Annotated in this window: 17 protein-coding genes; 11 read left to right on the forward strand and 6 right to left on the reverse strand. The window is 58.9% G+C overall.

Annotated elements, in window-relative coordinates; genetic code table 11:
- Nucleotides 1–45: 45 nt before the first annotated feature.
- From ALTER154_RS11095 to ALTER154_RS11110, 4 genes are all read left to right on the forward strand, one after another.
- Nucleotides 46–1,920, forward strand: a complete 1,875-nt coding sequence (locus ALTER154_RS11095; protein WP_160087022.1) for a di-heme-cytochrome C peroxidase — start codon at nt 46–48, stop codon at nt 1,918–1,920.
- Between the two features lie 52 nt (nt 1,921–1,972).
- Nucleotides 1,973–3,106, forward strand: a complete 1,134-nt coding sequence (locus ALTER154_RS11100; RefSeq protein WP_160087024.1) for a catalase family protein — start codon at nt 1,973–1,975, stop codon at nt 3,104–3,106.
- 105 nt (nt 3,107–3,211) lie between these two features.
- A complete protein-coding gene (gene queD, locus ALTER154_RS11105; protein ID WP_160087026.1) occupies nt 3,212–3,568 on the forward strand; it encodes a 6-carboxytetrahydropterin synthase QueD in 357 nt (118 codons plus the stop codon).
- Nucleotides 3,569–3,822: 254 nt separating this feature from the next.
- Nucleotides 3,823–4,131 (forward strand): TRL-like family protein, encoded by a 309-nt coding sequence (locus ALTER154_RS11110; protein WP_090253600.1) that lies wholly within the window; start codon nt 3,823–3,825, stop codon nt 4,129–4,131.
- Between the two features lie 54 nt (nt 4,132–4,185).
- Here ALTER154_RS11110 and ligA read toward each other — a convergent pair whose 3' ends face one another.
- The 4 genes from ligA to ALTER154_RS11130 form a co-directional block, all read right to left on the reverse strand.
- Entirely contained in the window at nt 4,186–6,555 is a 2,370-nt protein-coding gene (gene ligA, locus ALTER154_RS11115; RefSeq protein WP_160087028.1) for an NAD-dependent DNA ligase LigA, read from the reverse strand.
- Between the two features lie 61 nt (nt 6,556–6,616).
- On the reverse strand, nt 6,617–7,444 hold the full coding sequence (gene zipA, locus ALTER154_RS11120; protein WP_160087030.1) for a cell division protein ZipA: 828 nt from the start codon (nt 7,442–7,444) through the stop codon (nt 6,617–6,619).
- A gap of 182 nt (nt 7,445–7,626) precedes the next feature.
- On the reverse strand, nt 7,627–11,115 hold the full coding sequence (smc, locus tag ALTER154_RS11125; RefSeq protein WP_160087032.1) for a chromosome segregation protein SMC: 3,489 nt from the start codon (nt 11,113–11,115) through the stop codon (nt 7,627–7,629).
- Nucleotides 11,116–11,127: 12 nt separating this feature from the next.
- Nucleotides 11,128–11,787 carry a GntR family transcriptional regulator gene (locus ALTER154_RS11130; RefSeq protein WP_160087034.1) on the reverse strand — a complete coding sequence of 220 codons (660 nt, stop codon included), beginning with the start codon at nt 11,785–11,787 and terminating at the stop codon, nt 11,128–11,130.
- A gap of 238 nt (nt 11,788–12,025) precedes the next feature.
- Here ALTER154_RS11130 and ALTER154_RS11135 point away from each other — a divergent pair, with 238 nt between their 5' ends.
- The 5 genes from ALTER154_RS11135 (at nt 12,026) to guaD (ending at nt 19,687) form a co-directional block, all read left to right on the forward strand.
- Nucleotides 12,026–13,165, forward strand: coding sequence for an alkane 1-monooxygenase (locus tag ALTER154_RS11135; protein WP_160087036.1), 1,140 nt, complete (start codon nt 12,026–12,028; stop codon nt 13,163–13,165).
- A gap of 306 nt (nt 13,166–13,471) precedes the next feature.
- On the forward strand, nt 13,472–14,911 hold the full coding sequence (xdhA, locus tag ALTER154_RS11140; RefSeq protein WP_160087038.1) for a xanthine dehydrogenase small subunit: 1,440 nt from the start codon (nt 13,472–13,474) through the stop codon (nt 14,909–14,911).
- Nucleotides 14,904–17,300 carry a xanthine dehydrogenase molybdopterin binding subunit gene (gene xdhB / locus ALTER154_RS11145; RefSeq protein WP_160087040.1) on the forward strand — a complete coding sequence of 799 codons (2,397 nt, stop codon included), beginning with the start codon at nt 14,904–14,906 and terminating at the stop codon, nt 17,298–17,300. The genes xdhA and xdhB overlap by 8 nt, the downstream gene beginning before the upstream one ends.
- A gap of 184 nt (nt 17,301–17,484) precedes the next feature.
- Nucleotides 17,485–18,321 carry a xanthine dehydrogenase accessory protein XdhC gene (gene xdhC / locus ALTER154_RS11150; protein ID WP_160087042.1) on the forward strand — a complete coding sequence of 279 codons (837 nt, stop codon included), beginning with the start codon at nt 17,485–17,487 and terminating at the stop codon, nt 18,319–18,321.
- 61 nt (nt 18,322–18,382) lie between these two features.
- Nucleotides 18,383–19,687 (forward strand): guanine deaminase, encoded by a 1,305-nt coding sequence (gene guaD / locus ALTER154_RS11155; RefSeq protein WP_160087044.1) that lies wholly within the window; start codon nt 18,383–18,385, stop codon nt 19,685–19,687.
- A gap of 72 nt (nt 19,688–19,759) precedes the next feature.
- On the opposite strand, the gene ALTER154_RS11160 is transcribed toward guaD, so the two are convergent.
- Nucleotides 19,760–20,518, reverse strand: coding sequence for a GntR family transcriptional regulator (locus tag ALTER154_RS11160; protein ID WP_090253579.1), 759 nt, complete (start codon nt 20,516–20,518; stop codon nt 19,760–19,762).
- 629 nt (nt 20,519–21,147) lie between these two features.
- Between ALTER154_RS11160 and ALTER154_RS11165 the strand changes: the two genes are divergently transcribed.
- Entirely contained in the window at nt 21,148–22,497 is a 1,350-nt protein-coding gene (locus ALTER154_RS11165; RefSeq protein WP_372239925.1) for an NCS2 family permease, read from the forward strand.
- Between the two features lie 67 nt (nt 22,498–22,564).
- Complete coding sequence (locus ALTER154_RS11170) at nt 22,565–23,191, forward strand: LysE family translocator (protein ID WP_160087046.1); 627 nt, start codon at nt 22,565–22,567, stop codon at nt 23,189–23,191.
- A gap of 153 nt (nt 23,192–23,344) precedes the next feature.
- Here the strand turns inward: ALTER154_RS11170 and uraH are convergent, their stop codons facing one another.
- Nucleotides 23,345–23,698: a hydroxyisourate hydrolase gene (gene uraH, locus ALTER154_RS11175; RefSeq protein WP_090253575.1), complete on the reverse strand. Its 354-nt coding sequence runs from the start codon at nt 23,696–23,698 to the stop codon at nt 23,345–23,347.
- Nucleotides 23,699–23,879 lie beyond the last annotated feature (181 nt).

Raw genomic sequence — 23,879 nt, forward strand, 5'->3', positions numbered from 1 at the left:
AGTTGGCATAAAAACAACAAACAAAAACACCACAAGGAAGTTTCCATGCGCATCCTCCGTCGGGCCCTGTATGGGCTTCTTTTATTATTGATCGCAGGGTTGCTGATCGCCCTGTACTTCATCGCCAATCCCAACCTGCCGATTTATCAGCAGCCCGACAAGCTGCACTACCTCGATCAGTGGTCCTCTGATGAACGCCAAACCTATTACTACACCCCTCAGGGTACCCAGGTAAAAGGCCTGCGCTATGAGTGGTTCCGTGCACTGGAGCTGCCGTTCAGCACCAGCAAGTTCGCCACCCCCGACTATCTGGCGCGTTTTGGCTTTCTCGTCGATCCCGCGCAACAACCTACGCCGCTGAATCCTGGAAACCTGCCCGTGGGCTTTGCCCGCCACGCAGATGCGGAGAGTGGTGAGCATTATTTGGATATCAGCTGCGCCGCTTGCCATACCGGTGAGTTGCGTTACCAGGGCCAAGCTGTGCGCATTGATGGTGGTGCTGCGTTGCACTCACTGGCATCCACGGTACCAACCGTGCGCGGCGGCAGCTTTGGCCAAGCGCTCGGGATGAGCATGGCGTTCACCTACTACAACCCCCTGAAATTCAATCGCTTCGCCCAGCAAGTACTGGGAGATGAGTACGCCCGTCACAAGGCGCAGCTGCGTCGAGACTTCAAGGTAGTACTCGACCGCTTGTTGGGCACCGCATTCAATGACTGGCACCGTGGCTTGTATCCAACCGAGGAGGGCTTTGGTCGTACCGATGCTTTCGGCCGTATCGCCAATAGCGTATTTGGTGATGCCATTGATCCAAGCAACTACCGCGTTGCCGATGCGCCAGTGAGTTATCCGCAGGTCTGGGATATCTGGAAATTCGACTGGGTACAGTGGAACGGCTCAGCCATGCAGCCCATGGCCCGCAACGTCGGCGAGGCCCTGGGAGTCGGTGCGACCCTGCGCTTGCTGAATACTGACGGTCATCCGGTGGCCGAAGCCGAACGCTATGCCTCCAGCGTGCGGTTGCGTGACCTGTTCACCCTTGAAGAAACCCTGAAAAAGCTGCGACCACCGACCTGGCCTGAAGACGTTTTTGGCAAGGTCGATCTGCCGCTGGCCAGTCGCGGCCGTGCGTTATTCGCCGAGAACTGCGCGTATTGCCATGCCCCTGATCCTAAAACACCTCAGGACAGCTTCGCACCTGCCCGCGATCCGGAATGGCGGATGCGCGTAGTCCCGACCTCAATCGTCGGCACTGACCCCACTACAGCTGACAATATTGCCGACCACCGCTTCGATATCAGCAAGCTGGGCTGGACCAAGGCCGAACTGAGTAAGCTTGATGTACGCCTGTACGGCGCGAAGCTGGATGACATCGACATGCGCAGCATCTCCAGTGCCAAGGCCCTGGCCTACGTCACCGCCTATGTGGAAAACCGCGCGTATCAGGATGCCGGCATCACACAACCCGAACGCGGCAATATGGATGGTTTCAACCTCCCTATCGGCGTACAGGAAAAACGTGGCTACAAGGCTCGCCCTCTCGATGGAATTTGGGCCACACCGCCCTTCTTGCATAACGGCTCGGTGCCGACCCTGTTCCAGCTGTTGTCGCCGGTGTCGGAACGGCAAACCGAGTTCTGGGTAGGCAATTTCGAGTTCAACCCCAAGCAGATTGGTTACCAGAGTGAGAAATTCACCGGTGGTTTCCACTTCGATACGCAGGTCACCGGCAACAGCAATCGCGGTCATGAATTCCGTGCGGGATGCCGTGAAGATGGGGTGATTGGCCGCGCTCTGCAACCGGAAGAACGCTGGGCGCTGATCGAGTACCTCAAGGTTTTGGGTAACCCAGCATTGGAACAACAATTACAACCGGTGGCCGCCAAAACGTGGACGCCCGGCCCGTCTTGCCAGAACTGACCCCACCGCGCCTGTGATCGCACACTGAGAATAATTAAAAGGAATTGACTCCATGCTTAAACGATTCTGGCTCTGGCTCGGCCGCATACTGGGCAAATTACTGTTGCTCGTATTGGCTATCGGCATCGGCGGCTGGGCCATCGGAGCCGCCTATTACGGCTGGAAGTTCTCCGGCCCGGTATCTACTGAAGAGCAGATCCCGCCCGATGAAGCCGCGCTCACCCAAGGCATCATCGAGGATGCCATTCGTGTGGTCGAACAGCACCGCGAAAATACCCGCGTGCTGCGCGATGCCCACGCCAAGGCCCATGGCTGCATGAAGGCCGAAGTCACCGTCAGCGCCAATATCGATAGCAGCCTGCAACGCGGCGTACTCAGCGAACCAGGCAAGACCTGGCAAGCCTGGATGCGCCTGTCCAACGGCAATGCCTACCCGCAGTTCGACCGAGCACGCGATGCCCGCGGCATGGCAATCAAGCTACTGGATGTGCCCGGTGAAAAACTCACGCAAAGCCCGCAGCACGCCAGCGAGCAGGACTTTGTGATGTTCAATCACCCAGCGTTTTTCGTGCGCGACGTGGCTGAGTACAAAAGCAACTTCGCCGCCCAGGCCGACGGTAAAAAGGTCATGGCATTCTTCCCCAGCTGGAACCCCAACACCTGGGAAATCCGCCACCTGATCATCGCCCTGAAAACACTGTCCCCTGCTCCGGAAACACCCGTGGCGACCACCTACAACTCCATCGCGCCATTCAAACTGGGTGAGCACAACATCAAGTACCGAGTTATTCCTCAACCAGAAGCCTGCCCCGAGTATCAGCTGCCTGAGCAGAACCAGGATCTGCCGAATTTCCTGCGCAATGCGCTGTACCAGCAGCTGTCGCTAGACCGTGTACCGGCCTGTTTTGCCCTGCAGGTTCAGCGGCAGAACGCCGAGTACTACATGCCCATCGAAGACCCCAGCGTTGAGTGGAGCGAAGCCATTTCGCCGTTCGAAACCGTCGCCACCATTAAGGTGCCGGCGCAGGACTTTGATAGCCGCGAGCAGAACCTGTTCTGTGACAACCTCTCCTTCAACCCCTGGCATGCTCTGCCCGAACACCGTCCGATTGGCGGCATCAATCGCCTGCGCAAGGCGGTCTACGAGGCTGTCAGCATCTATAGGTTGGAGCGGAATCAACCATAAAACTGTATCCAATCCTCTGTGCTACTCGGTTAACAGACTTTGAGCTGGTAATATTCGCGCCTTGCTAAACGCGCTGCTAGCCGCGTACCACCTGAGAGAAAGACCGTGGAATTGTTCAAAGAGTTTATGTTCGAGGCCGCTCACCGCCTGCCTCACGTCCCCGAAGGCCACAAATGCGGGCGCCTGCACGGCCACTCCTTCAAGGTCGCGGTGTATATCGAAGGTGACGTCGATCCTTATACCGGCTGGATTCGCGACTTCTCCGAGATCAAGGCGATCTTCAAGCCACTCTATGAGCAGCTTGATCATAATTACCTGAATGACATTCCTGGCCTGGAAAACCCGACCAGTGAAGTGCTGGCCAAATGGATCTGGCAGCAACTCAAGCCGCTGCTACCTGAGCTGTCGCGTATCCGCATCCACGAAACCTGCACCAGCGGCTGTGAATACCGCGGCAATTGATTCGCCGCCTGGCGCCCGATCGAGGCGCCAGGCATCTCCCTGCTCACCTCCGTTGTTCATTGGATTGCCATATCAAGTGAGCTGCACGCAAGAACAGCGGCTGGCAAAAAATCCACCGAAAGATTTCATAAATTTGAAACCGGTTTGAAAACAAGCAGGCGAACTTGTTATTGCCCGTGCACTGCTTTAGGGTGCCCGTGCACTTTACCTGGATGGGTAAAGCTTCTTATGGATAAGCGAAAAGGAATCACAACATGTTGAAGAAAATTGCTCTGGCTGCCGGCCTGGTTACCCTGCTCAGCGGTTGCGCTTCTGGCCTGTCGCCAGTCAGCGTTGGCCTGATCACCGACGTTAAAGGTCCGATCACCGCCACCACCGCTTCCGGTAACAAAACCGGTACTGCTTGCGCCACCACCATCATTGGTCTGATCAACAAAGGCGACGCTTCGATTGCTGCCGCCAAGGCCAATGGCAACATCGGCACCATCGCTACCGCTGATTACCACACCAAAGGCTTCTACCCGTTCTTCGGCGAAACCTGCGTGAACGTAACCGGTAACTAAGTTACCCTACTGCCCCCAAACCCAGTTTGGGGGCAGTACAGAAACCACGCCGTTTTAGAGGCCGTAGCCCGCCAGGGCTGACAAGAACTGCGCCTCGTCAATCACCCGAACACCCAGCTCACTGGCCTTTGTCAGCTTCGAACCGGCACCAGGCCCAGCCACCACACAACTGGTTTTTGCCGAAACCGACCCTGCTACTTTGGCGCCCAGACTTTCCAGCTTTTCCTTGGCCACATCGCGGCTCATCACTTCCAGCGTGCCGGTCAGTACCCACGTCTGTCCAGCCAGCGGCAAGCCTTCGATCACTTTTTTCTCGCAGTGCCAGTGCATGCCAAAGGCCTTTAGCTGCGCTTCGATGACACGCGCGCGCTCGGCATTGGCTGCAACCTCGAAAAACTCACGCACCGCATTGGCCTGCTTCTCAGGCAGGGTCTGGCGCATATCCAGCCAGTCAGCCGCCAGTACCGCATCCAGGCTGACAAACTTGTCCGCCAGCTTCTGCGCGCCACCGGGGCCTACGGACGGGATATTCAGCTTGTCGAGCATCCCCGCCAGTGTGGCGCTGGCGCTGAACTCGGCACTCAGCTCGCCTTGCTCCTGCAATTGCAGCCCGCACTGATCACTGGCCAGCAAGGCTGCAATAACCTGCTGGTTATGGCTATCGGCAAAGAAGCTATGGATCTCGTGCGCCACTTCCAGGCCGATATCCGGCAGATAGGTCAGCACTTCCGGCAACGCCTGCTGAACGCGCTCCAGAGATGCCAGTGAACGGGCCAGTACCTTGGCGGTTTCCTCGCCCACGTCGGGTATGCCGAGGGCGTAGATAAAGCGCGCCAGGCTGGGTTGCTTGCTGTCGGCGATGGCCTGCAGCAGCTTGTTGCTGGAAACCTCGGCAAAGCCTTCCAGATTGATGATCTGCTCATAGCTCAGCGTGTACAGATCGGCCGGCGAGGCGATCAGCTGCTCATCAACCAGCTGCTCAATGGTCTTGTCGCCCAGGCCTTCGATATCCATGGCGCGGCGCGAAACGAAGTGGATGATTGCCTGCTTAAGCTGCGCAGCGCATGCCAATCGACCGACACAGCGGTACACCGAACCCTCGCTAAAGGTTTCCTTACCCTTGCTGCGTTTGACCAGCTGGGTGCGCTCAACATGGGAGCCGCACACTGGGCAACTTTCGGGAATTTGCACAGGCCTGGCATCCAGTGGACGCCGCTCAAGCACCACCTGCACCACCTGCGGAATCACATCACCGGCGCGGCGGATGATTACCGTATCGCCGATCATCACCCCCAGGCGCGCCACCTCATCCATATTGTGCAGAGTGGCATTAGACACCGTAACGCCCGCCACCTTGACCGGTTTCAGGCGCGCCACCGGAGTAACCGCACCGGTACGGCCAACCTGAAACTCCACATCCAGCAACTCGGTCAACTCTTCCATCGCCGGGAATTTGTGGGCAATAGCCCAACGCGGCTCGCGCGCGCGGAAACCCAGTTCGCGCTGATAGGCCAGATTGTTGACCTTGAACACCACGCCGTCGATTTCATAGGCTAACGACTCGCGTCGCTCACCAATACTGCGGTAGTAAGCCAGACACTCATCGGCGCCTCTGGCCAGTTTCAGCTCGCGACTGATCGGCATACCCCATTGCTTCAAGGCCTCAAGGATGCCGATATGCGTTTGCGGCAGCTCGCCTTGCACCTGACCAATGCCGTAGCAGCAGAATTCCAGCGGACGGCTGGCGGTAATTTTCGAATCCAGCTGGCGCAGGCTGCCGGCAGCCGCATTACGCGGATTGGCGAAAGTCTTACCGCCCTGCTCCAGCTGCCGTGCATTCAGCGCCTCGAAACCGGCCTTGGACATAAAGACTTCGCCACGCACTTCCAGCACAGACGGCCAGCCCTCGCCCTGCAGCTTTAATGGCACATTACGAATGGTGCGCACGTTAACGCTAATGTCCTCGCCCGTGCTGCCATCGCCACGCGTAGCGCCACGCACCAGCAGGCCATCGCGGTACAATAGGCTGACCGCCAGGCCATCAAGCTTAGGCTCACAGCTGTATTCAACCTCGGCGCCGCCACCAAACAGATCGCCTGCGGGCAGATCCAGGCCCTCACGCACCCGACGATCAAAGTCGAGCAAATCGGCCTCTTCAAAGGCGTTGCCCAGACTGAGCATTGGCACTTCGTGCTTAACCTCGCCGAACGCCGACAGCGCCAGGCTACCGACGCGCTGGGTTGGTGAGTCGGCCGTTACCAGTTGCGGGTGTTCCGCTTCCAGGGCTTTCAACTCATGGAACAGGCGGTCATATTCGGCGTCAGGAATACTCGGCTCATCGAGTACATGATAGCGATAGTTATGCCCATCCAGTTCAGCACGCAGTTGCAGAATGCGTTGGGCGGCAATCGAGGCGTCGGTCATTGCGGTGTGCTCTCAAACGAAAAGAGCAGCCTTGGCTGCTCTTTCTATTTCATTGGTTAATTCAGCGCTTATTGGTCAGCTGCTTGCGCTCATATTCAACGATGCGCTGACGGTAATGTTCGATAGTTTGCGCGGTCATTACGCTGCGCTGGTCATCTTTCAACTCGCCATTGAGTTCATGGGCCAGTTTGCGCGCTGCGGCAACCATTACATCGAAAGCCTGTTTGGGGTGACGCGGGCCAGGCAGACCGAGGAAGAAACTCACAGCACGGGTGCTGAAGCCCTCAATATCATCCAGGTCAAAGGTGCCAGGTTTCAGTGCGTTGGCCATGGAGAACAACACTTCACCATTACCGGCCATGCTTTCGTGGCGGTGGAAGATGTCCATCTCGCCAAAGCGCAGGCCACTTTCCAGAATGTTCTGCAGCAACGCCGGCCCCATAAAGCCTTCATCGCCACGGGCTATCACGTTGATCACCAGTACTTCTTCAACCGGCGGCAATTCCCTGGTGCTTTCTTTGGCCGGGCTTGCAGGTTTGCCTACCACCTCATCATCAACAGGGTTGAGCAATGTCGGTACTGGTTCATCCTGGCCCAAATTCAGGTCGCCCTGTTGCGGCTCTCCGCTGCGACGACGATTCAGTTCACGGGCGCTTAGCGATGGCAGGTCTTCTTCATCAAAAGCCGGCTCATGGCTGCGGTCAATTACACGCGGCGGGCTAAGCAGATCGGGATCGCTGTCATCATCAGGCAGATTGGCAAAACTGCGGTCAAGTTTGAACTTGAGTTTGCCCTTACCACCGCGCATCCGCCGCCAGCCATCAAACAGGATGCCGGCAATCACAATAATGCCGATGACAATCAGCCACTCGCGCAGACCGAATTCCATGAAATACCTTAACCCCTAATAAAAATGTGATGAAAAAGGCCTTCCTGGGCCATTTTGCTAATTCTTTTCCGCGACGCCAAGCCTATGTTATGCCAGGCCTTTCCCTGAGTTATAACGCCACGTCTAATAACAATGCGCATTAAGCTAGCACGACGAAAGATAACTTTACACCGCCCTGGCCATCATGATTCAACCAAGGCCAGCGCTTCCTCCACATCCACGGCCACCAATCGCGAACAACCGGGCTCGTGCATGGTTACGCCCATCAACTGATCAGCCATTTCCATGGCGATTTTATTGTGGGTGATATAGATAAATTGCACCGTTTCCGACATCTCTTTTACCAGCCGTGCGTAGCGCCCGACGTTGGCATCGTCCAGCGGTGCATCAACTTCATCGAGCATGCAGAACGGCGCCGGATTGAGCTTGAAGATGGCAAATACCAGGGCCAATGCCGTCAGCGCCTTTTCCCCACCAGAGAGCAAATGAATGGTGCTATTTTTCTTGCCCGGCGGACGCGCCATGATGGTTACGCCGGTATCCAGCAAATCTTCACCGGTCAACTCCAGATAGGCATTGCCGCCACCGAAGACTTTCGGGAATAGCGCTTGTAGGCCACCGTTAATCTGATCGAAGGTTTCCTTGAAGCGATTGCGGGTTTCCTTGTCGATCTTGCGGATAACGTTTTCCAGGGTATCCAGCGCTTCCACAAGGTCGGCGTTCTGCGCGTCCAGATAGCGTTTACGCTCGGATTGCTGCTGGTATTCATCGATCGCCGCCAGGTTGATCGGCCCCAGGCGCTGAATACGCGCGGCCAGGCGTTCCAACTCTTCTTCCCAAGCTTTCTCGCTGGCCTCTGCGGGCAAGGTCGCCAGCACGCCATGCAGGTCGTAGTTGTCTTCCAGCAACTGATCCTGCAACGCCTTACGCCGCACGGTCAGTGATTGCCAGTCCATGCGCTGCTGTTCCAACTGGCTACGCAGCAACTGCGACTGCTGCTCGGCCTGGGTGCGGCGTTTTTCCGCATCGCGCAGCTCGCGGTCGGCATCTTCCAGGGCCAGGCGCGCCAGTTTAAGCTCGTCTTCCACCGCCATGCGCTTGTCGAGCTGTTCTTCCAGCTTCATCCGCAGCTCTTCCAGCGGCGCTTCGCCCTCCTCCAGATTGAGGTTGAGCTGCTCACGCTTCTCGTGCAGACGCTCAGCCTGTAGCTCAAGGCGTTCCAGTGCCTGGCGGGTGGAATCATGCTGGGCTTTCAGCGAACCCAGGCGCACGGCTAACTGATGAGCGTGATCCTTGTGCTGGCGGGCTTCCTGGCGCACGCGGTCGAGGCGTTCACGCAGGCTGTCACGGCGAGCCAGCAAACTTTCGCGCTGCTCGTTGTCGATCGCCATGGCATCCAGGGCATCCTGCAATTGCAGGCGCGATTCACCCAGTTGCTCATGCTCGATTTCGCGCTGTTCGCCCAACTCCAGCAGCTCGCTGTCCAGGCGGGTGCGACGGAGTATCAGTTGCTCAACCTTGGCTTGCCCGGCAGACAGCTGAGCCTTCAGCTCGCCGAGACGACGGGCAAGGTCCTGCGCTAAGCGCCGCTGCTGCTCGCGCTGTTCTTCCTGAGCGCGCTGGTTTTCGCGCAAATGCAGTAACCGCTCATCCAGCAAGGCCAGCGCGGCTTCGCGCTCATCGCGTTCCAAAGTCAGCCGTTCGATCTCCTGACCACGGGCCAGTACGCCGCTTTCCGCTTCGCTGGCGCGGCGCACGCGCAGAAAATGCCGGCCGACCCAGTAGCCATCCCGGCTGATCAGACTTTCGCCTTCGGCCAAGTTCAAGCGCGCGGCCAGCGCTTCATCCAGGCTTTGCACCGGTTTGACCTTGCCCAGCCAAGGCGCCAGATCGATGTTGGCTTCGACCTTATCCAGCAGGCTGCCGGCAACACGCGCACCGCCCTTGCTCGGGCTGGCCAGGCGCAGATCGCCCTGGGTAAGGCCGGCAAAATCCAGGCCCTGAAAATCATCCAGCAGCACGGCCTGCAGATCGGCACCCAGCACGGTTTCCACCGCCAGTTCCCAGCCAACCTCAACGCGCAGCCCTTCAGCCAGTCGCGGGCGTTCGCTCAGCTGCTGTTCGCGCAGCCAGTCGCCGGCGCCTTTGCCTGGGTCCAGCGCCGCTTGCTGCAGCGCTTCCAACGAAGCCAGGCGACCATTCAGGCGCTGTAATTCGCCTTGCGCCTGCTGCTGGGTCTGCCCGCTGTGCTGCAGATCATTGCGCAGCTGCTGCAGGCGTTCGGCCTGCTGTTCTTCTTCAAGCTGCAGGTCTTCCAGGCTGATTTCGCCGGCGGCGATCTGCTCGCTCAGTTCGATAATCGCCGCATCTTCCGGGTCGGCCGCCAGTTGCTGCAGCTCATCGGTCAGGCGGCGCTGACGCTCGGCCAGGCGCTCCAGGCTCTGCTCCAGCTGGGCGATGCGGGATTGCTGCACCTCGGCCTGGCGCCGCGGTTCGGCGCTGCGCTGGTTGAAGCTGTCCCACTGTTCCTGCCAGCCATGCATGGCTGTTTCGGATTCTTCCAACCCGGCGGCGGACTCTTCGGCCGCCGCTGCCGTCAGCTCCTGCTCGGGTTCGAGCATGGCCAGCTCTTCGCCCAGAGTCGCCAGCAGCGTGCGGTCGTGACCCAAGTGCGATTCAGTTTCCAGGCGCGCGCGCTCGGCTTCGTTGAGGTCGTCCTGCAACTGACGCAGACGCTGCTGGCCGTGTTGGATGCTCTGCTCGATGCGGGCGATATCGCCGCCCACCGAGTAGAAACGGCCCTGCACCAGGTTGAAACGCTCGGAAAGTTCATGGTGGCCATCGCGCAAGCGCTCGATGCTGGCATCGGCGTTGCGCTGTTCGGCCACCAGCGCCTCGAAGCTGACTTCCTGATTGCTGATCACCGCCTCGCGGCTACCTACCTGCTCGTTCAGCGCCTGCCAACGCAGTGCGGTGAGCTGAGCCTTGAGCTGACGCTCCTCGGCCTTGTATTCCTGATACTTCTCCGCCGACTGGGCCTGGCGATGCAGACGGTCGAGCTGGCGTTCCAGCTCTTCACGCAGGTCGGTCAGACGCGCGAGATTTTCATGGGTGCGACGGATGCGGTTCTCGGTTTCGCGGCGGCGCTCCTTGTACTTGGAGATGCCGGCAGCTTCCTCGATAAAGTTACGCAGGTCTTCCGGCTTAGCTTCGATCAGCTTGCTGATCATGCCCTGCTCGATGATCGAGTAGCTGCGCGGGCCCAGACCGGTGCCGAGGAAGATGTCGGTAATGTCGCGGCGACGGCATTTGGTGCCGTTGAGGAAATAGGTGTTCTGGCTGTCGCGGGTGACCCGGCGGCGGATCGATATTTCGTTGTAGCCGGCGTATTCGCCTGTCAGGGTGCCGTCGGAGTTGTCGAAGATCAGCTCGATCGATGCCTGGGTCACCGGCTTGCGGGTATTCGAGCCGTTGAAGATGACGTCGGTCATCGACTCGCCACGTAGGTTCTTCGCCGAGCTTTCGCCCATCACCCAGCGCACGGCGTCGATGATGTTCGACTTGCCGCAGCCGTTAGGCCCGACCACTGCCGCCATATTACTGGGGAAGGTCACCGTGGTTGGGTCAACAAATGACTTAAAACCGGCCAGTTTGATGCACTTGAGCCGCATAAACAGCCTTCCTTAAGCGTCGGCCAGTGCGGCCAGCACCAGCTGGCAATTGTGCTCACCGTAACCCAGCAATACCTCACGAATGGCCTGATGGTCACGGGCAATGATCGCCTGCAGCAAGGCGGCAAAGGTATTGAGGAACTGGCCCATCTCGCCTTTGCGCCGCTCAAGCGCCAAGTGATAGGTACGGCTGATGGCCGGCAGCAGGTTCTCCACTGTTTCCTGCAAATAGGGATTATTGGAGAACGGGAAGGCGGCTCGCATGATGTCGAAGCTGCTTTCAACAAATGCATTGATGTCTTCGCGCTGCAGGCTGTCCTGCAGTCGTTGCTGAATTGCCAGGAACGGGCCGAGATCGGCCTCGGTCTGCCAGCTATCCGCTACCGCCTTGCCCAGCAGGATGTACAGCTCCATGACCAGAGCGTAAAGGCTCTTGACGTTATGCGGCGTCAGTTCAGCCACCTGCGCGCCACGGCGCGGCGGAATCACGATCAGGTGCCGGCGCTCCAGAATCAGCAGCGCTTCACGCACCGAACCCCGGCTGACATTCAGCGCTTGGGTGACTTTCTGTTCCTGAATCCGCTCACGCGCCTTCAACTCACCACGAATGATGCGTTCGGCAAGGTGATGGGCGATCTGCTCAGCGAGGCTATCCGGTGCCTTGAACGTCATGATGATCCTTAGGCTCTATCTGACCTATTGGAGGGGGCTTAAGAACGCTAAACCCGCGCCAGGCTTGGCCTGAGCGGTCGAACGCCGGCGCGAGTGTAACACAGGGTGTTACCGGGCCAAGGCCACCAGCGCCCTGCTTTCAAACCAAAAGGTGGGCTACAAGGGGATGGGCAGCAACATGGATTGTCCTACATTCCAACCATCACCCCACTCCAACAATAATAAGTACGGAGCCACCATGTTCGAACGCCTGCCCTCCAACTGGATGCTTGTGATTAAAAGCATCGGCTACTGGTTCTGGTTGATCCCTGTATTGGGCATCCCATTGAGCTATTACTGGTCATTAAATAGCCAATACGCCAACGCCTGGCCCTGGCTGGTGGTGCTGGTGGTGTTCGGGGTGATTCCGCTGCTGGATTTCATCATCGGCCGTGACCCGGCCAACCCCGACGAGGCGGTGCAAGTACCGCAAATGGAGCAGCAAGGTTACTACCGCCTGCTCAGCCTGATCACCGTGCCGGCTTTGCTCGGCATGCTCGGCTGGGCTGGATGGGTATTCGTCAACCATGAGGCCTGGAGCTGGGTTGGCCAGCTCGGCTGGGTGCTGTCGGTGGGCACCGTGACTGGCGCCATCGGCATCACCGTGGCCCATGAGTTTATCCATAAGGACCCGCAGCTGGAGCAGAACGCCGGCGGTTTGCTGCTGGCCGCCGTGTGCTACGGCGGCTTCAAGATCGAGCATGTGCGCGGCCACCATGTGCATGTATCGACCCCGGAAGACGCCAGCTCCTCGCGTTACGGCCAGAGCCTTTATGCCTTCCTCCCGCACGCCTATGTGCACAATTTCCTCAATGCCTGGAAGCTTGAAGCAGAGCGGCTGAAGCGCAAGAGTTTGCCAGCGCTGCACTGGCGCAATGAGCTGATTGGTTGGTATGCGATCAGTGCGTTGTTTCTGCTCGGTTTCAGCCTGGCCTTCGGCTGGCTCGGCGCGCTGTTCTTTATCGCGCAGTCGGTGGTCGCCTTCACCTTGCTGGAAATCGTCAACTACGTGGAGCATTACGGCCTGCACCGTCGCAAACTGGAGAATGGCCGTTATGAACGCACCAATCCGACGCATTCATGGAACAGCAACTTCCTCCTGACCAACCTGTTCCTGTTCCATCTGCAGCGCCATTCCGACCACCACGCCTATGCCAAACGCCGCTACCAGGTGTTGCGCCATTTCGAGGACAGCCCGCAATTGCCCAACGGCTATGCCGGGATGATCGTCCTGGCGCTGTTTCCGCCGCTGTGGCGCGCGGTGATGGACCCACGGGTACGTGCCTACTACGCCGGCGAAGAGTATCAACTGACTGATTCGCAGCTGACCAACTCCTAAGCGCAGTTACCGCCACAAAAAACGCCAAGGGCTCACACCCTTGGCGTTTTTTGTGGCTACTCATTTATTTCTGCAGGCTTTCATTGGCATAAAAGCGGCTAGCGTTTAACCGAGCTGCAGGGCTTTTCGCGCTCATAACTGAATCGTATGACAATCGCCTGACCAAAGAGTCAAATATTTGTTGACCCTAAAGTCAGAAAACTCTAGATTCGCCTCATGCCAAGCCGTGTGGAAACGCTGTGCTGCCCAGCGCAGTCGTTTCAGCAGAGCCTGATACGAGAACAATAAAGTGCCTGGAGGTCGTCCTTGATCCAGTTTTTACTCAACCGGGAGCTGCGTACTGAGCATGCCCTCGACCCAAACGTCACCGTGCTCAATTACCTGCGTGAGCATGTCGGCAAATCCGGAACCAAAGAAGGCTGCGCGTCTGGCGACTGTGGTGCTTGCACCGTAGTGGTCGGTGAGCTGGATGGCGAGCGCGTGCGTTATCGCACCCTCAACTCCTGCCTGACCTTCGTTTCCAGCCTACACGGCAAACAGCTGATCACGGTTGAAGACCTCAAGCACCAGGGCAAACTGCACAGCGTGCAACAGGCCATGGTCGACTGCCATGGCTCGCAATGCGGTTTCTGCACACCGGGTTTTGTCATGTCGCTGTTTGCCCTGCAGAAGAACAGCAGCGGCTTCGACAAGGCTGACACCATGGAAGCCCTGGCCGGCAACCTGTGCCGCTGCACCGGTTACCGTCCGATTATTGATGCCGCCGAACAGGCCTGCTGCCAGAAGCAGCCAGACCAGTTCGACGCTGCCGAAGCGCAAACCGTTGCGCAACTGAAAGCCATCGCCCCGCAGGATACTGCCGAGCTCAACAGTGGCGACAAACGCTGCCTGTTGCCGCTGACGGTGGCTGACCTGGCCGATATTTACGCAGCCAACCCGGAAGCGCGTCTGCTGGCTGGCGGCACCGACCTGGCCCTGGAAGTCACCCAGTTCCACCGCGAACTGCCGGTGATGATCTACGTCGGCCATATCGAAGCGATGAAGCGCGTCGAAGTGACCGCCGAAAGCATCGAAATCGGTGCTGCAACCGCCCTTTCCGATTGCTACGCCGCTCTGGCCCAGGATTACCCGGACTTCGGCGAGCTGTTGCACCGTTTCGCCTCCCTGCAAATCCGCAACCAGGGCACCCTGGGCGGCAATATCGGCAACGCCTCGCCGATTGGCGACGCCCCGCCGCTGCTGATCGCCCTCGGCGCGCAGATCGTGCTGCGCAAAGGCAACACCAGCCGCACCCTGCCGATCGAAGACTACTTCCTCGACTACAAGGTGACTGCGCGCCAGGAAGCCGAATTTATCGAGAAGATCATCGTGCCGCGCCATCAGCCCAGCCAAGCGTTCCGCGCCTACAAGGTGTCCAAGCGCCTAGACGACGACATCTCCGCCGTGTGCGCCGCATTCAACTTGGTGGTCGAAGATGGCGTGGTGCAAAGCGCACGTATCGCCTTTGGCGGTATGGCGGCCATCCCGAAACGCGCTGCTGCCTGTGAAGCCGCTCTGCAAGGCGCGGCCTGGTACCCGGGTGTGATCGAACGTGCCTGCGCTGCATTGGCCGAGGATTTCACCCCACTCAGTGACTTCCGCGCCAGCAAGGAATACCGCCTGCTCACTGCACAGAATCTGCTGCGTAAATTCTTCCTCGAGCTGCAAGCTCCCGAAGTCGAAACCCGGGTGACCGCGTATGTCTAATCATCATGTAATTAAAAGTCAGGCCGAACTGGCCGAACTGTTCCGCGCCGACATCACCACTGGCGTCGGCAAGAGCGTCAAACATGAAAGCGCGGACAAACACGTCTCCGGCGAAGCCATCTACGTCGACGACCGCCTGGAATTCCCCAATCAGCTGCATGTTTATGCCCGTATGAGCGACCGCGCTCACGCACGCATCGTCAGCATCGATACCAGCCCCTGCTACGCCATTCCGGGCGTGGCGATTGCCATCACCAAGGATGACGTACCGGGCCAGCTGGACATCGGCCCGGTCGTGGCTGGCGATCCGCTGCTGGCGGACGGCAAGGTTGAATACGTTGGTCAGGTGGTATTGGCCGTAGGTGCCGATAGCTTGGAAACCGCACGCAAGGCGGCCATGGCCGCGATCATCGAGTACGAAGACCTTGAACCTGTGCTCGACGTGGTCGATGCGCTACGCAAGAAGCATTTCGTGCTCGACAGCCACCAGCACAAGATCGGCAATTCCAGCGCCGAGCTGGCCACTGCGCCACGTCGCCTACAAGGCAGCCTGCATATCGGCGGCCAGGAACACTTCTACCTGGAAACCCAGATTTCCTCGGTCATGCCCACCGAAGACGGCGGCATGATCATCTACACCTCCACGCAGAACGCCACCGAGGTGCAGAAGCTGGTCGCTGAAGTGCTCGGCGTACCGATGCACAAGATCGTCATCGACATGCGCCGCATGGGTGGCGGTTTCGGCGGTAAGGAAACCCAGGCTGCAGGTCCTGCGTGCCTGTGCGCGGTGATCGCGCACCTCACCGGCCGGCCGACCAAAATGCGCCTTCCGCGCGTTGAAGACATGCAGATCACCGGCAAGCGCCATCCGTTCTACGTTGAATACGACGTGGGTTTCGATGACAACGGCCTGCTGCATGGCATCGAGATTGAACTCGCCGGCAACTGCGGCTACTCGCCAGATCTGTCTGGCTCGATTGTTGACCGCGCGATGTTCCACTCCGACAACGCCTACTTCCTCGGCAACGCCACCATCAATGGCCACCGCTGCAAGACCAACACCGCGTCGAACACCGCCTACCGCGGCTTCGGCGGCCCGCAGGGCATGGTCGCCATCGAAGAGATCATGGATGCGGTCGCGCGCAGTCTGGGCAAAGACCCGCTGGAAGTACGCAAGCTCAACTACTACGGCAAGACCGAGCGCAACGTCACCCACTACCACCAGACCGTCGAGCACAACGTTATCCACGAGATGACCGCCGAGCTGGAAGCCAGCAGTGACTACGCCAAGCGCCGCGAAGAAATCCGCGCGTTCAACGCCAAAAGCCCAGTATTGAAGAAAGGCCTGGCGCTGACCCCGGTGAAATTCGGTATCAGCTTTACCGCCACCTTCCTCAACCAGGCTGGCGCGCTGATCCACATCTACACCGACGGTTCGATCCACCTGAACCACGGCGGCACCGAGATGGGCCAGGGCCTCAACACCAAGGTCGCGCAGATCGTCGCCGAAGTGCTGCAGGTGGATATCTCGCGTATCCAGATCACCGCCACCAATACCGACAAGGTGCCAAACACCTCGCCGACTGCCGCCTCCAGCGGTGCCGACTTGAACGGCAAGGCCGCGCAGAACGCCGCTGAAACCCTCAAGCAGCGCCTGGTTGATTTTCTGGTGCGCGAATACAAGGTCACCCCGGAAGACGTGGAGTTCCGCAACAGCCAGGTGCGCGTACGCGACCTGTTCCTGAGCTTCGAGGAAGTGATCCAGAAGGCCTATTTTGGCCAGGTATCGCTCTCCAGCACCGGTTTCTACCGCACGCCGAAGATCTACTACGACCGCGACAAGGCCGCCGGCCGCCCGTTCTACTACTTCGCCTACGGCGCCGCCTGCTCGGAAGTGATAGTCGATACCCTGACCGGTGAGTACAAGATGCTGCGCACCGACATCCTGCATGACGTGGGCGCATCGCTGAACCCGGCGCTGGACATCGGCCAGGTCGAAGGCGCGTTCGTTCAGGGCATGGGTTGGCTGACCATGGAAGAGCTGGTGTGGAATGGCAAAGGCAAGCTGATGACCAACGGCCCGGCCAGCTACAAGATCCCGGCCATCGCCGATATGCCGCTGGACCTGCGCGTCAACCTGGTGGAAAACCGCAAGAACCCGGAAGACACCGTGTTCCACTCCAAGGCCGTCGGTGAGCCACCGTTTATGCTCGGCATCGCCGTGTGGTGTGCGATCAAGGACGCCGTGGCCAGCCTGGCTGACTACCGCGTACAGCCGCAGATCGACGCCCCCGCCACGCCTGAGCGCGTGCTCTGGGGTGTGGAGCAAATGAAGAAACTGCAGCAGACCGCCAAGTCGACGGCCGCTGCAGAGGTTGAACCGGCGTAATGCCAAACCGCCTGGGTGGTCACCCACCCAGGCACTGCACACACAGGTGTACAACAATGACAAAACACACCGAGCCAAAAACCCAGACACCACGACCGATACACGTTCCCATACTGGATCCGTCACCGAGCAACTGGCGCTTACCACGCCCCGGACAGACCACGCCTTCCTGGAGGCTGAGCAAATGAGCTGGATCAGCGCCCTCGCCGAACTGCAGCAGCAAGGTCAGCCTTGCGTGCTGGTGACCATCATCGAAGAACGCGGCTCAACCCCGCGCAATGCGGGTTCGAAAATGGTGGTCACCGCTGACCGCATCTTCGAGACCATCGGTGGCGGCCACTTGGAATTCAAAGCGATGGAGCTGGCCCGCGAAATGCTCACCTCACGCAGCCAGGACACCCGCCTGGAGCGTTTCAGCCTGGGCGCCAGCCTCGGCCAATGCTGCGGCGGCGCCACCGTGCTGCTGTTTGAGCCCATGGGCCAACCCCAAGCGCAGATCGCTGTATTCGGCGCCGGCCATGTCGGCCGCGCCCTGGTGCCACTGCTCGCCAGCCTGCCATGCAAGGTGCGCTGGATTGACTCGCGGGAAAACGAATTCCCCGAGCAGATTCCGGTTGGGGTCGACAAAGTGGTGAATGACGAGGTGATCGACGAGATCGAGCGCATGCCCGCTGGCAGCTACTTTATCGTCATGACCCACAACCACCAGCTCGACCTGGAGCTGACTGCAGAAATCCTCAAGCGCAACGATTTTGCCTACTACGGCCTGATCGGCTCGCAAACCAAACGCGCCAAATTTGAACACCGCCTGCGTGATCGCGGCTTTGACCCGGCAGTGGTGGCGCGCATGCGCTGTCCCATGGGCCTGGCTGAGGTCAAAGGCAAATTGCCGGTAGAAATTGCCGTATCCATCGCCGGCGAAGTGATCGCCACCTACAACGCCGCCTTTGGCCAAGAGAGCAAAACGGGCCAACCCAGCGTTGCCAAGCTGCTGCCCGCCTCTCGCCGAAGCCAGGCCTGACTATCTGCTCAGGCGCCCGCGTGCCTGAGCGACCAACTCCATAGATTGAGATCAGCGTTACATGACTAGCCCAGTGAAAGCCTACCGCGCCGCCATCCTGCACAGCATTGCCGACCCTGCAGTGGTGGGCGTTGAGCAATCCTATGAGTATTTCGAAGACGGCCTGCTGGTCATCGACAACGGCCAGGTGGCCAACGTCGGCAACGCCGCCGACCTGCTGCCAACACTCAAGGGCGTGGAAATCACCGAGTACCGCGACGCGCTGATCACCCCCGGTTTTATCGACACCCATATCCACTACCCGCAAACCGGGATGATCGCCTCCTACGGCGAGCAGCTGCTGGACTGGCTGAACACCTACACCTTCCCCACCGAGCAGCAGTTCGCCGACAAGGCCCACGCCGCTGATGTGGCCGGTATCTTCCTGAAAGAGTTGCTGCGCAACGGCACCACCACCGCCCTGGTGTTCGGCACAGTGCACAAGCAATCGGTGGACGCCTTCTTCGAAGCCGCCGAAGCGCTGAACCTGCGCATGATCGCCGGCAAGGTACTGATGGATCGCAACGCCCCGGAATACCTGACTGATACTGCGGAATCCGGCTATGCCGACAGCAAAGAGCTGATCGAACGCTGGCACGGTAAGGGCCGCCTGCATTACGCGGTGACCCCACGCTTCGCCCCCACCAGCACCCCGGAACAACTGACCCTGGCCGGCAAACTGTTGGGCGAATACCCGGACCTGTATATGCACACCCACCTGTCCGAGAACCGTAAGGAAATCGAATGGGTCAAGGCGCTGTTCCCCGAGCGCAAGGGCTATCTGGATGTGTACGACCACTACAAGCTGATCGGTGCGCGCTCGGTATTCGCCCACGGCGTGCACCTGTGCGACGACGAATGCCAACGCCTGGCCGAAACCGGTTCGGCCGTGGCCTTCTGCCCGACCTCCAACCTGTTCCTTGGCAGCGGCCTGTTCGACCTGAACAAGCTTGAAGACCATGGCGTACGCGTCGGCCTGGGCACCGACGTGGGGGCTGGCACCAGCTTCAGCCAGCTGCAGTCGCTGAACGAGGCGTACAAGGTCATGCAGCTACAGGGCAAGAAACTCGACCCGTTCAAGTCGCTGTACCTGGCCACCCTGGGCGGCGCCCATGCGCTGTATCTGGACGACAAGATCGGCAACTTCGAGAGCGGCAAAGACGCCGACTTCGTGGTGCTCGACTACAACGCCACGCCGCTGATCAGCTACCGCATGCAACAGGCCAAGACCCTGGACGAAAGACTCTTCGCCCTGACCATGCTCGGCGACGACCGCGCAGTGAAAGAAACCTTCGCCGCCGGCCAGTCGGTGCATCGCCGCGATTGAGGTCGGTAAAACCCCAACCAACAAAAAGCCCGCTCATTGAGCGGGCTTTCTCGTTTAGGCCGGTTGCGCCGATCAGCGGCTCGCGGCTTTCTTCTTGCTGCCCGGCAGCAGGTGCGAGAACACCGCGTGCAGGTCATCCGAGGCGGTTTCACCATCCAGGTTGAGTTTGGCGTCAACGCTGTCCATATGGCGCATCATCAGGTCCACCGCCACTTCCACATTGCCGGCTTCGATGGCATCAATCACCTGGTCGTGTTCGGCATCCGAGCAATGCGTGCGGCTGTTGCTTTCGTAGAGGGCGATGATCAGCGAGGTCTGCGAAATCAGGCTACGCAAAAAGCCCAACAAGGTCAGGTTGCCGGCAGCTTCCGCAAGTTTCAGGTGGAACTCACCCGACAGGCGAATGCCCATGCCGCGATCACCACGGGCGAAGCAGTCGCGCTCATCGATCACCATCTGGCGCAGTGCGGCAATCTGTTCCGGCTTGGCGTTCTTGCAGGCCAGTTCGGTAATCGCCCGCTCGATCATGCGGCGTACATAGAAAATCTGCCGCGCTTCTTCCGCACCTGGGCTGGCCACTACCGCGCCACGGTTAGGCCGCAGCAGCACCACACCTTCGTGGGCCAGGCGCGACAAGGCGCGACGGATGATGGTGCGGCTGACGCCGAAGATTTCACCGAGCGCCTCTTCACTGAGCTTGGTGCCAGGAGCCAGACGCTGCTCGAGAATGGCATCGAAGATATGGGCGTAAACGACATCGTCCTGAGTCCCGCTGCGAGTGCTTTTGCCTTCGCGCGTCTGCTTCTTAAGGGGCTGCAATTGTTCGTTCATTGTGGCTCGCGTGATCAAGGTTCGGCGGTTGCTGATGCAACTCTACTGTGTGCTACCTACCCTCTGGCAAGCGGCAAATCAGTGAAAAGTCACAAATAAAAAGCCTTTGCATTGTACACAATGTAACCAGCACGTACACCGCTACCAAGGCATAACCCTTGTGCAAAGGTGCATTTGCACACGCTTTCTGTTCGCACCTCTCTGCCGAAGAACGCGCAGTCGGCAGATTCATTTCTTATATCCAGCATTTTTCTTGTTCGCGAATCTGCTTAGCAACTGCCCTGGTGAGTTACGGCGGCAACACCGCGATGCCCACGATTATTGCCGAAGCCCCACTGATCATGAGGGGTGTAAACGCCTCGTCAGATCAGCGAAACAAATGCTGCGGAACACATCAGTAACAGGACAGGTACTGCATAGGTAAAAAAGCCGAGTACATAGCAGCTTTTAACCAGAAACATTATTTGCTTTTTTTGTATACAACATCATAATCGGCCCCAGCGTTATTTCTTGACCGAAAGGTCAGCTAAGCACGCCAGCAAGGCAAAAAAACACCACCTACCTCAAGAGTCGAGCAGTGCGCAGCACAGGCTCTGGGTGGCACACAACAAGAGATGAGGAGTACCCCTGTGGAAAGCGCTAAACAAGAACAACAGGCGACGCAGATGCAAGACCTGATCAAACCCGGTCTGCTTGACCGCTTCTTCAAACTGACCGAACACCGCACCACAATCAAAACCGAACTGCTGGCGGGCCTGACGACTTTCGTCACCATGGCTTACATCATCTTCGTTAACCCCAACATCATGGCCACGGCTGGCGTCGATCATGGCGCGGCGTTTGTCGCCACCTGCATCGGCGCGGCCATCGGCTGTTTCCTGATGGGTCTGTACGCCAACTGGCCAGTCGGCCTGGCACCAGGCATGGGTCTGAATGCCTTCTTCACCTACACCGTTGTCGGTGAAATGGGCTACAGCTGGCAGATCGCCCTCGGCGCGGTGTTTATCTCCGGCGTGCTGTTTATGATCATGAGCCTGTCGAAGATCCGCGAATGGCTGCTCAACAGCATCCCCATGAGCCTGCGCTTTGCCATGGGTGCGGGAGTGGGCTTGTTCCTCGGGCTGATCGGTTTGAAAACCGCAGGCATCGTCGTCGACAGCCCAGCAACTCTGCTGACCATGGGTTCGTTCGGTGAACCGAATGCAATCCTCGCCGCTGTGTGCTTCCTGTTGATTGCCGTGCTTAGCCACCGCAATGTGTTCGGCGCCATCCTGTTCAGCATGCTTGGTGTTACCGCTATCGGCTGGGCGATGGGCCTGGTTGAATACAACGGTCTGGTTTCCATGCCGCCAAGCCTGGCGCCGACCTTTATGGCGATGGACATCGCCGGGGCCTTCAACATTGCCATGGTCAGCGTGATTCTGGCCTTCCTCTTCGTCAACATGTTCGACACCGCTGGCACTTTGATGGGCGTTGCCCATCGCGCCAACCTGGTGGATGAAGACGGCAAGATCCAGAACCTGTCCAAGGCCCTCAAGGCCGACAGTACCTCCAGCGTGGTCGGTGCCATGGTCGGTTGCCCGCCAGTAACCAGCTATGTAGAAAGTGCTGCGGGTGTTGCTGCCGGCGGACGTACTGGTCTTACGGCTGTTGCTGTGGGCGTGCTGTTTCTCTGCGCAATGTTCTTTGCCCCGCTGGCTGGGATGATCCCCGCCTACGCCACCGCTGGCGCGCTGATTTATGTAGCGATGCTGATGATGAGCGGCATGGCGCATATCGACTGGAAAGATCACACCGACACCATCCCGGCGATCGTCACCGTGGTCATGATGCCGCTGACCTTCTCCATCGCCAACGGTATTGCCCTGGGCTTCCTGACCTACGCGACACTGAAACTGCTGACCGGCCAACGCGACAAGGTATCGCTGAGCTTGTACGTTCTGTGCATCATCTTTATCGCCAAGTTCGCCTTCCTGTAAGGTTGGCCGGCTGGTAACCAAGCCCCGGCGCGCGCGTCGGGGCTTTTGCGCATCTGGAGAATCACTAATGAGTCTGGAAACCTGGCTGTTATTCGCAAGTGCTGCACTGGTGGTGATTCTGATCCCCGGGCCGTTGTCACTGTTGATGGTCAGCAACAGCCTGAACTATGGCCTGCGACGCTCGGCCCCGGCATTTATTGGTGGGGTGTCAGCCTCGATCTGCCTGTTGAGCGCTTCGGCACTTGGCCTTGGCGCGTTGCTGCTGGCCTCGGAGCAGCTGTTCAGCCTGCTGAAGATTGTCGGCGCGCTGTACCTGTTCTACCTCGCCTGGCAAAGCTGGCAGGAATCGCGCAAAGCCGCCAAACCGGTGAAGACCGAAGAGCAGCCGGCCAACCCGAGCTTTCGTGCCATGTTCTGGAAGGCCTTCGGCCTGGGCGCCAGTAACCCCAAAGACATCCTGTTCTTTGCAGCCTTCTTGCCGCAGTTCATCAGCGCCGAGCGGCCCATGCTTGGCCAGCTGCTGGTGATGATCGCCACGTGGGCGGTGCTGGACTTGGCCTGCAAGCTGTTCTACGGCCTCAGCGCCCAGGGCGCGGCGCGCTACCTGCGTTCGGGCAAGGGCCAGGTGTGGTTCAACCGCATCAGCGCGGCCTTGTTTGGCGGGGCTGGCGCGGCCTCACTGCTTAGCCGTTAGGTTATTGCTGAGCGCGCGAAGCCCATTGTTTGGGTTTCGCGCAGCCCAAACACCCGGCCCCGATCAGCACCTCAAATCGCAGGCAAAAAAAAGCCCGCAGTGTGTACGGGCTAGGGACTCTTAAATTGAGTCAGAGGGTGACAAGCATTCGGTTCAGCTACCGCGGTAGGTGGAGTAGCTGTAAGGGGAAATCAGCAGTGGCACGTGGTAATGCTCCTGCCCGGCATCGATGCCGAAGCGCAGCACTACAACATCGAGAAAGGCCTGTTCAGGCAATTTGACGCCGCGAGCGCGGTAGTAATCGCCGGCATGGAAATGCAGCTGGTAAACCCCACTGCGGTAATCGTCACCCTGCAGCACCGGCGCATCGCAACGGCCGTCGTGGTTGGTGACAACGCTATTGAGCAGCTCCATCTGAGCCCCTTCAACGCGATACAACTCAATCTTCAGTTCGCTGCCTGGGCAACCATGGGCGGCATCCAGTACGTGTGTGGTCAATCGTCCCATCGCTTATGGGCGCCTGCGCAGATAAGCCTACGTAGACGCCGCACCTCCTCTACTTTTATTGAATTCGGCAGATTTATCAGGCTAAGCAGCCTCGACTGAGCTGAAGCATAGCATGCTGAAATTCAAAAATAAGACACTTTTATAAAAAACTGTACACAATAAATCGATCTTTACGCCTGCT

The organism is Pseudomonas sp. 9AZ, assembly GCF_902506525.1.
Lineage (GTDB): Bacteria > Pseudomonadota > Gammaproteobacteria > Pseudomonadales > Pseudomonadaceae > Aquipseudomonas > Aquipseudomonas peli.

Excerpts from the sequence above, each read along its gene's own strand:
- ALTER154_RS11095 (WP_160087022.1), top strand. The coding sequence starts at position 46 with ATGCGCATCCTCCGTCGGGCCCTGTATGGGCTTCTTTTATTATTGATC.
- ALTER154_RS11100 (WP_160087024.1), top strand. The coding sequence starts at position 1,973 with ATGCTTAAACGATTCTGGCTCTGGCTCGGCCGCATACTGGGCAAATTA.
- ALTER154_RS11110 (WP_090253600.1), top strand. The coding sequence starts at position 3,823 with ATGTTGAAGAAAATTGCTCTGGCTGCCGGCCTGGTTACCCTGCTCAGC.
- ligA (WP_160087028.1), bottom strand. The coding sequence starts at position 6,555 with ATGACCGACGCCTCGATTGCCGCCCAACGCATTCTGCAACTGCGTGCT.
- zipA (WP_160087030.1), bottom strand. The coding sequence starts at position 7,444 with ATGGAATTCGGTCTGCGCGAGTGGCTGATTGTCATCGGCATTATTGTG.
- smc (WP_160087032.1), bottom strand. The coding sequence starts at position 11,115 with ATGCGGCTCAAGTGCATCAAACTGGCCGGTTTTAAGTCATTTGTTGAC.
- ALTER154_RS11130 (WP_160087034.1), bottom strand. The coding sequence starts at position 11,787 with ATGACGTTCAAGGCACCGGATAGCCTCGCTGAGCAGATCGCCCATCAC.
- ALTER154_RS11135 (WP_160087036.1), top strand. The coding sequence starts at position 12,026 with ATGTTCGAACGCCTGCCCTCCAACTGGATGCTTGTGATTAAAAGCATC.
- xdhB (WP_160087040.1), top strand. The coding sequence starts at position 14,904 with ATGTCTAATCATCATGTAATTAAAAGTCAGGCCGAACTGGCCGAACTG.
- xdhC (WP_160087042.1), top strand. The coding sequence starts at position 17,485 with ATGAGCTGGATCAGCGCCCTCGCCGAACTGCAGCAGCAAGGTCAGCCT.
- guaD (WP_160087044.1), top strand. The coding sequence starts at position 18,383 with ATGACTAGCCCAGTGAAAGCCTACCGCGCCGCCATCCTGCACAGCATT.
- ALTER154_RS11160 (WP_090253579.1), bottom strand. The coding sequence starts at position 20,518 with ATGAACGAACAATTGCAGCCCCTTAAGAAGCAGACGCGCGAAGGCAAA.
- ALTER154_RS11170 (WP_160087046.1), top strand. The coding sequence starts at position 22,565 with ATGAGTCTGGAAACCTGGCTGTTATTCGCAAGTGCTGCACTGGTGGTG.
- uraH (WP_090253575.1), bottom strand. The coding sequence starts at position 23,698 with ATGGGACGATTGACCACACACGTACTGGATGCCGCCCATGGTTGCCCA.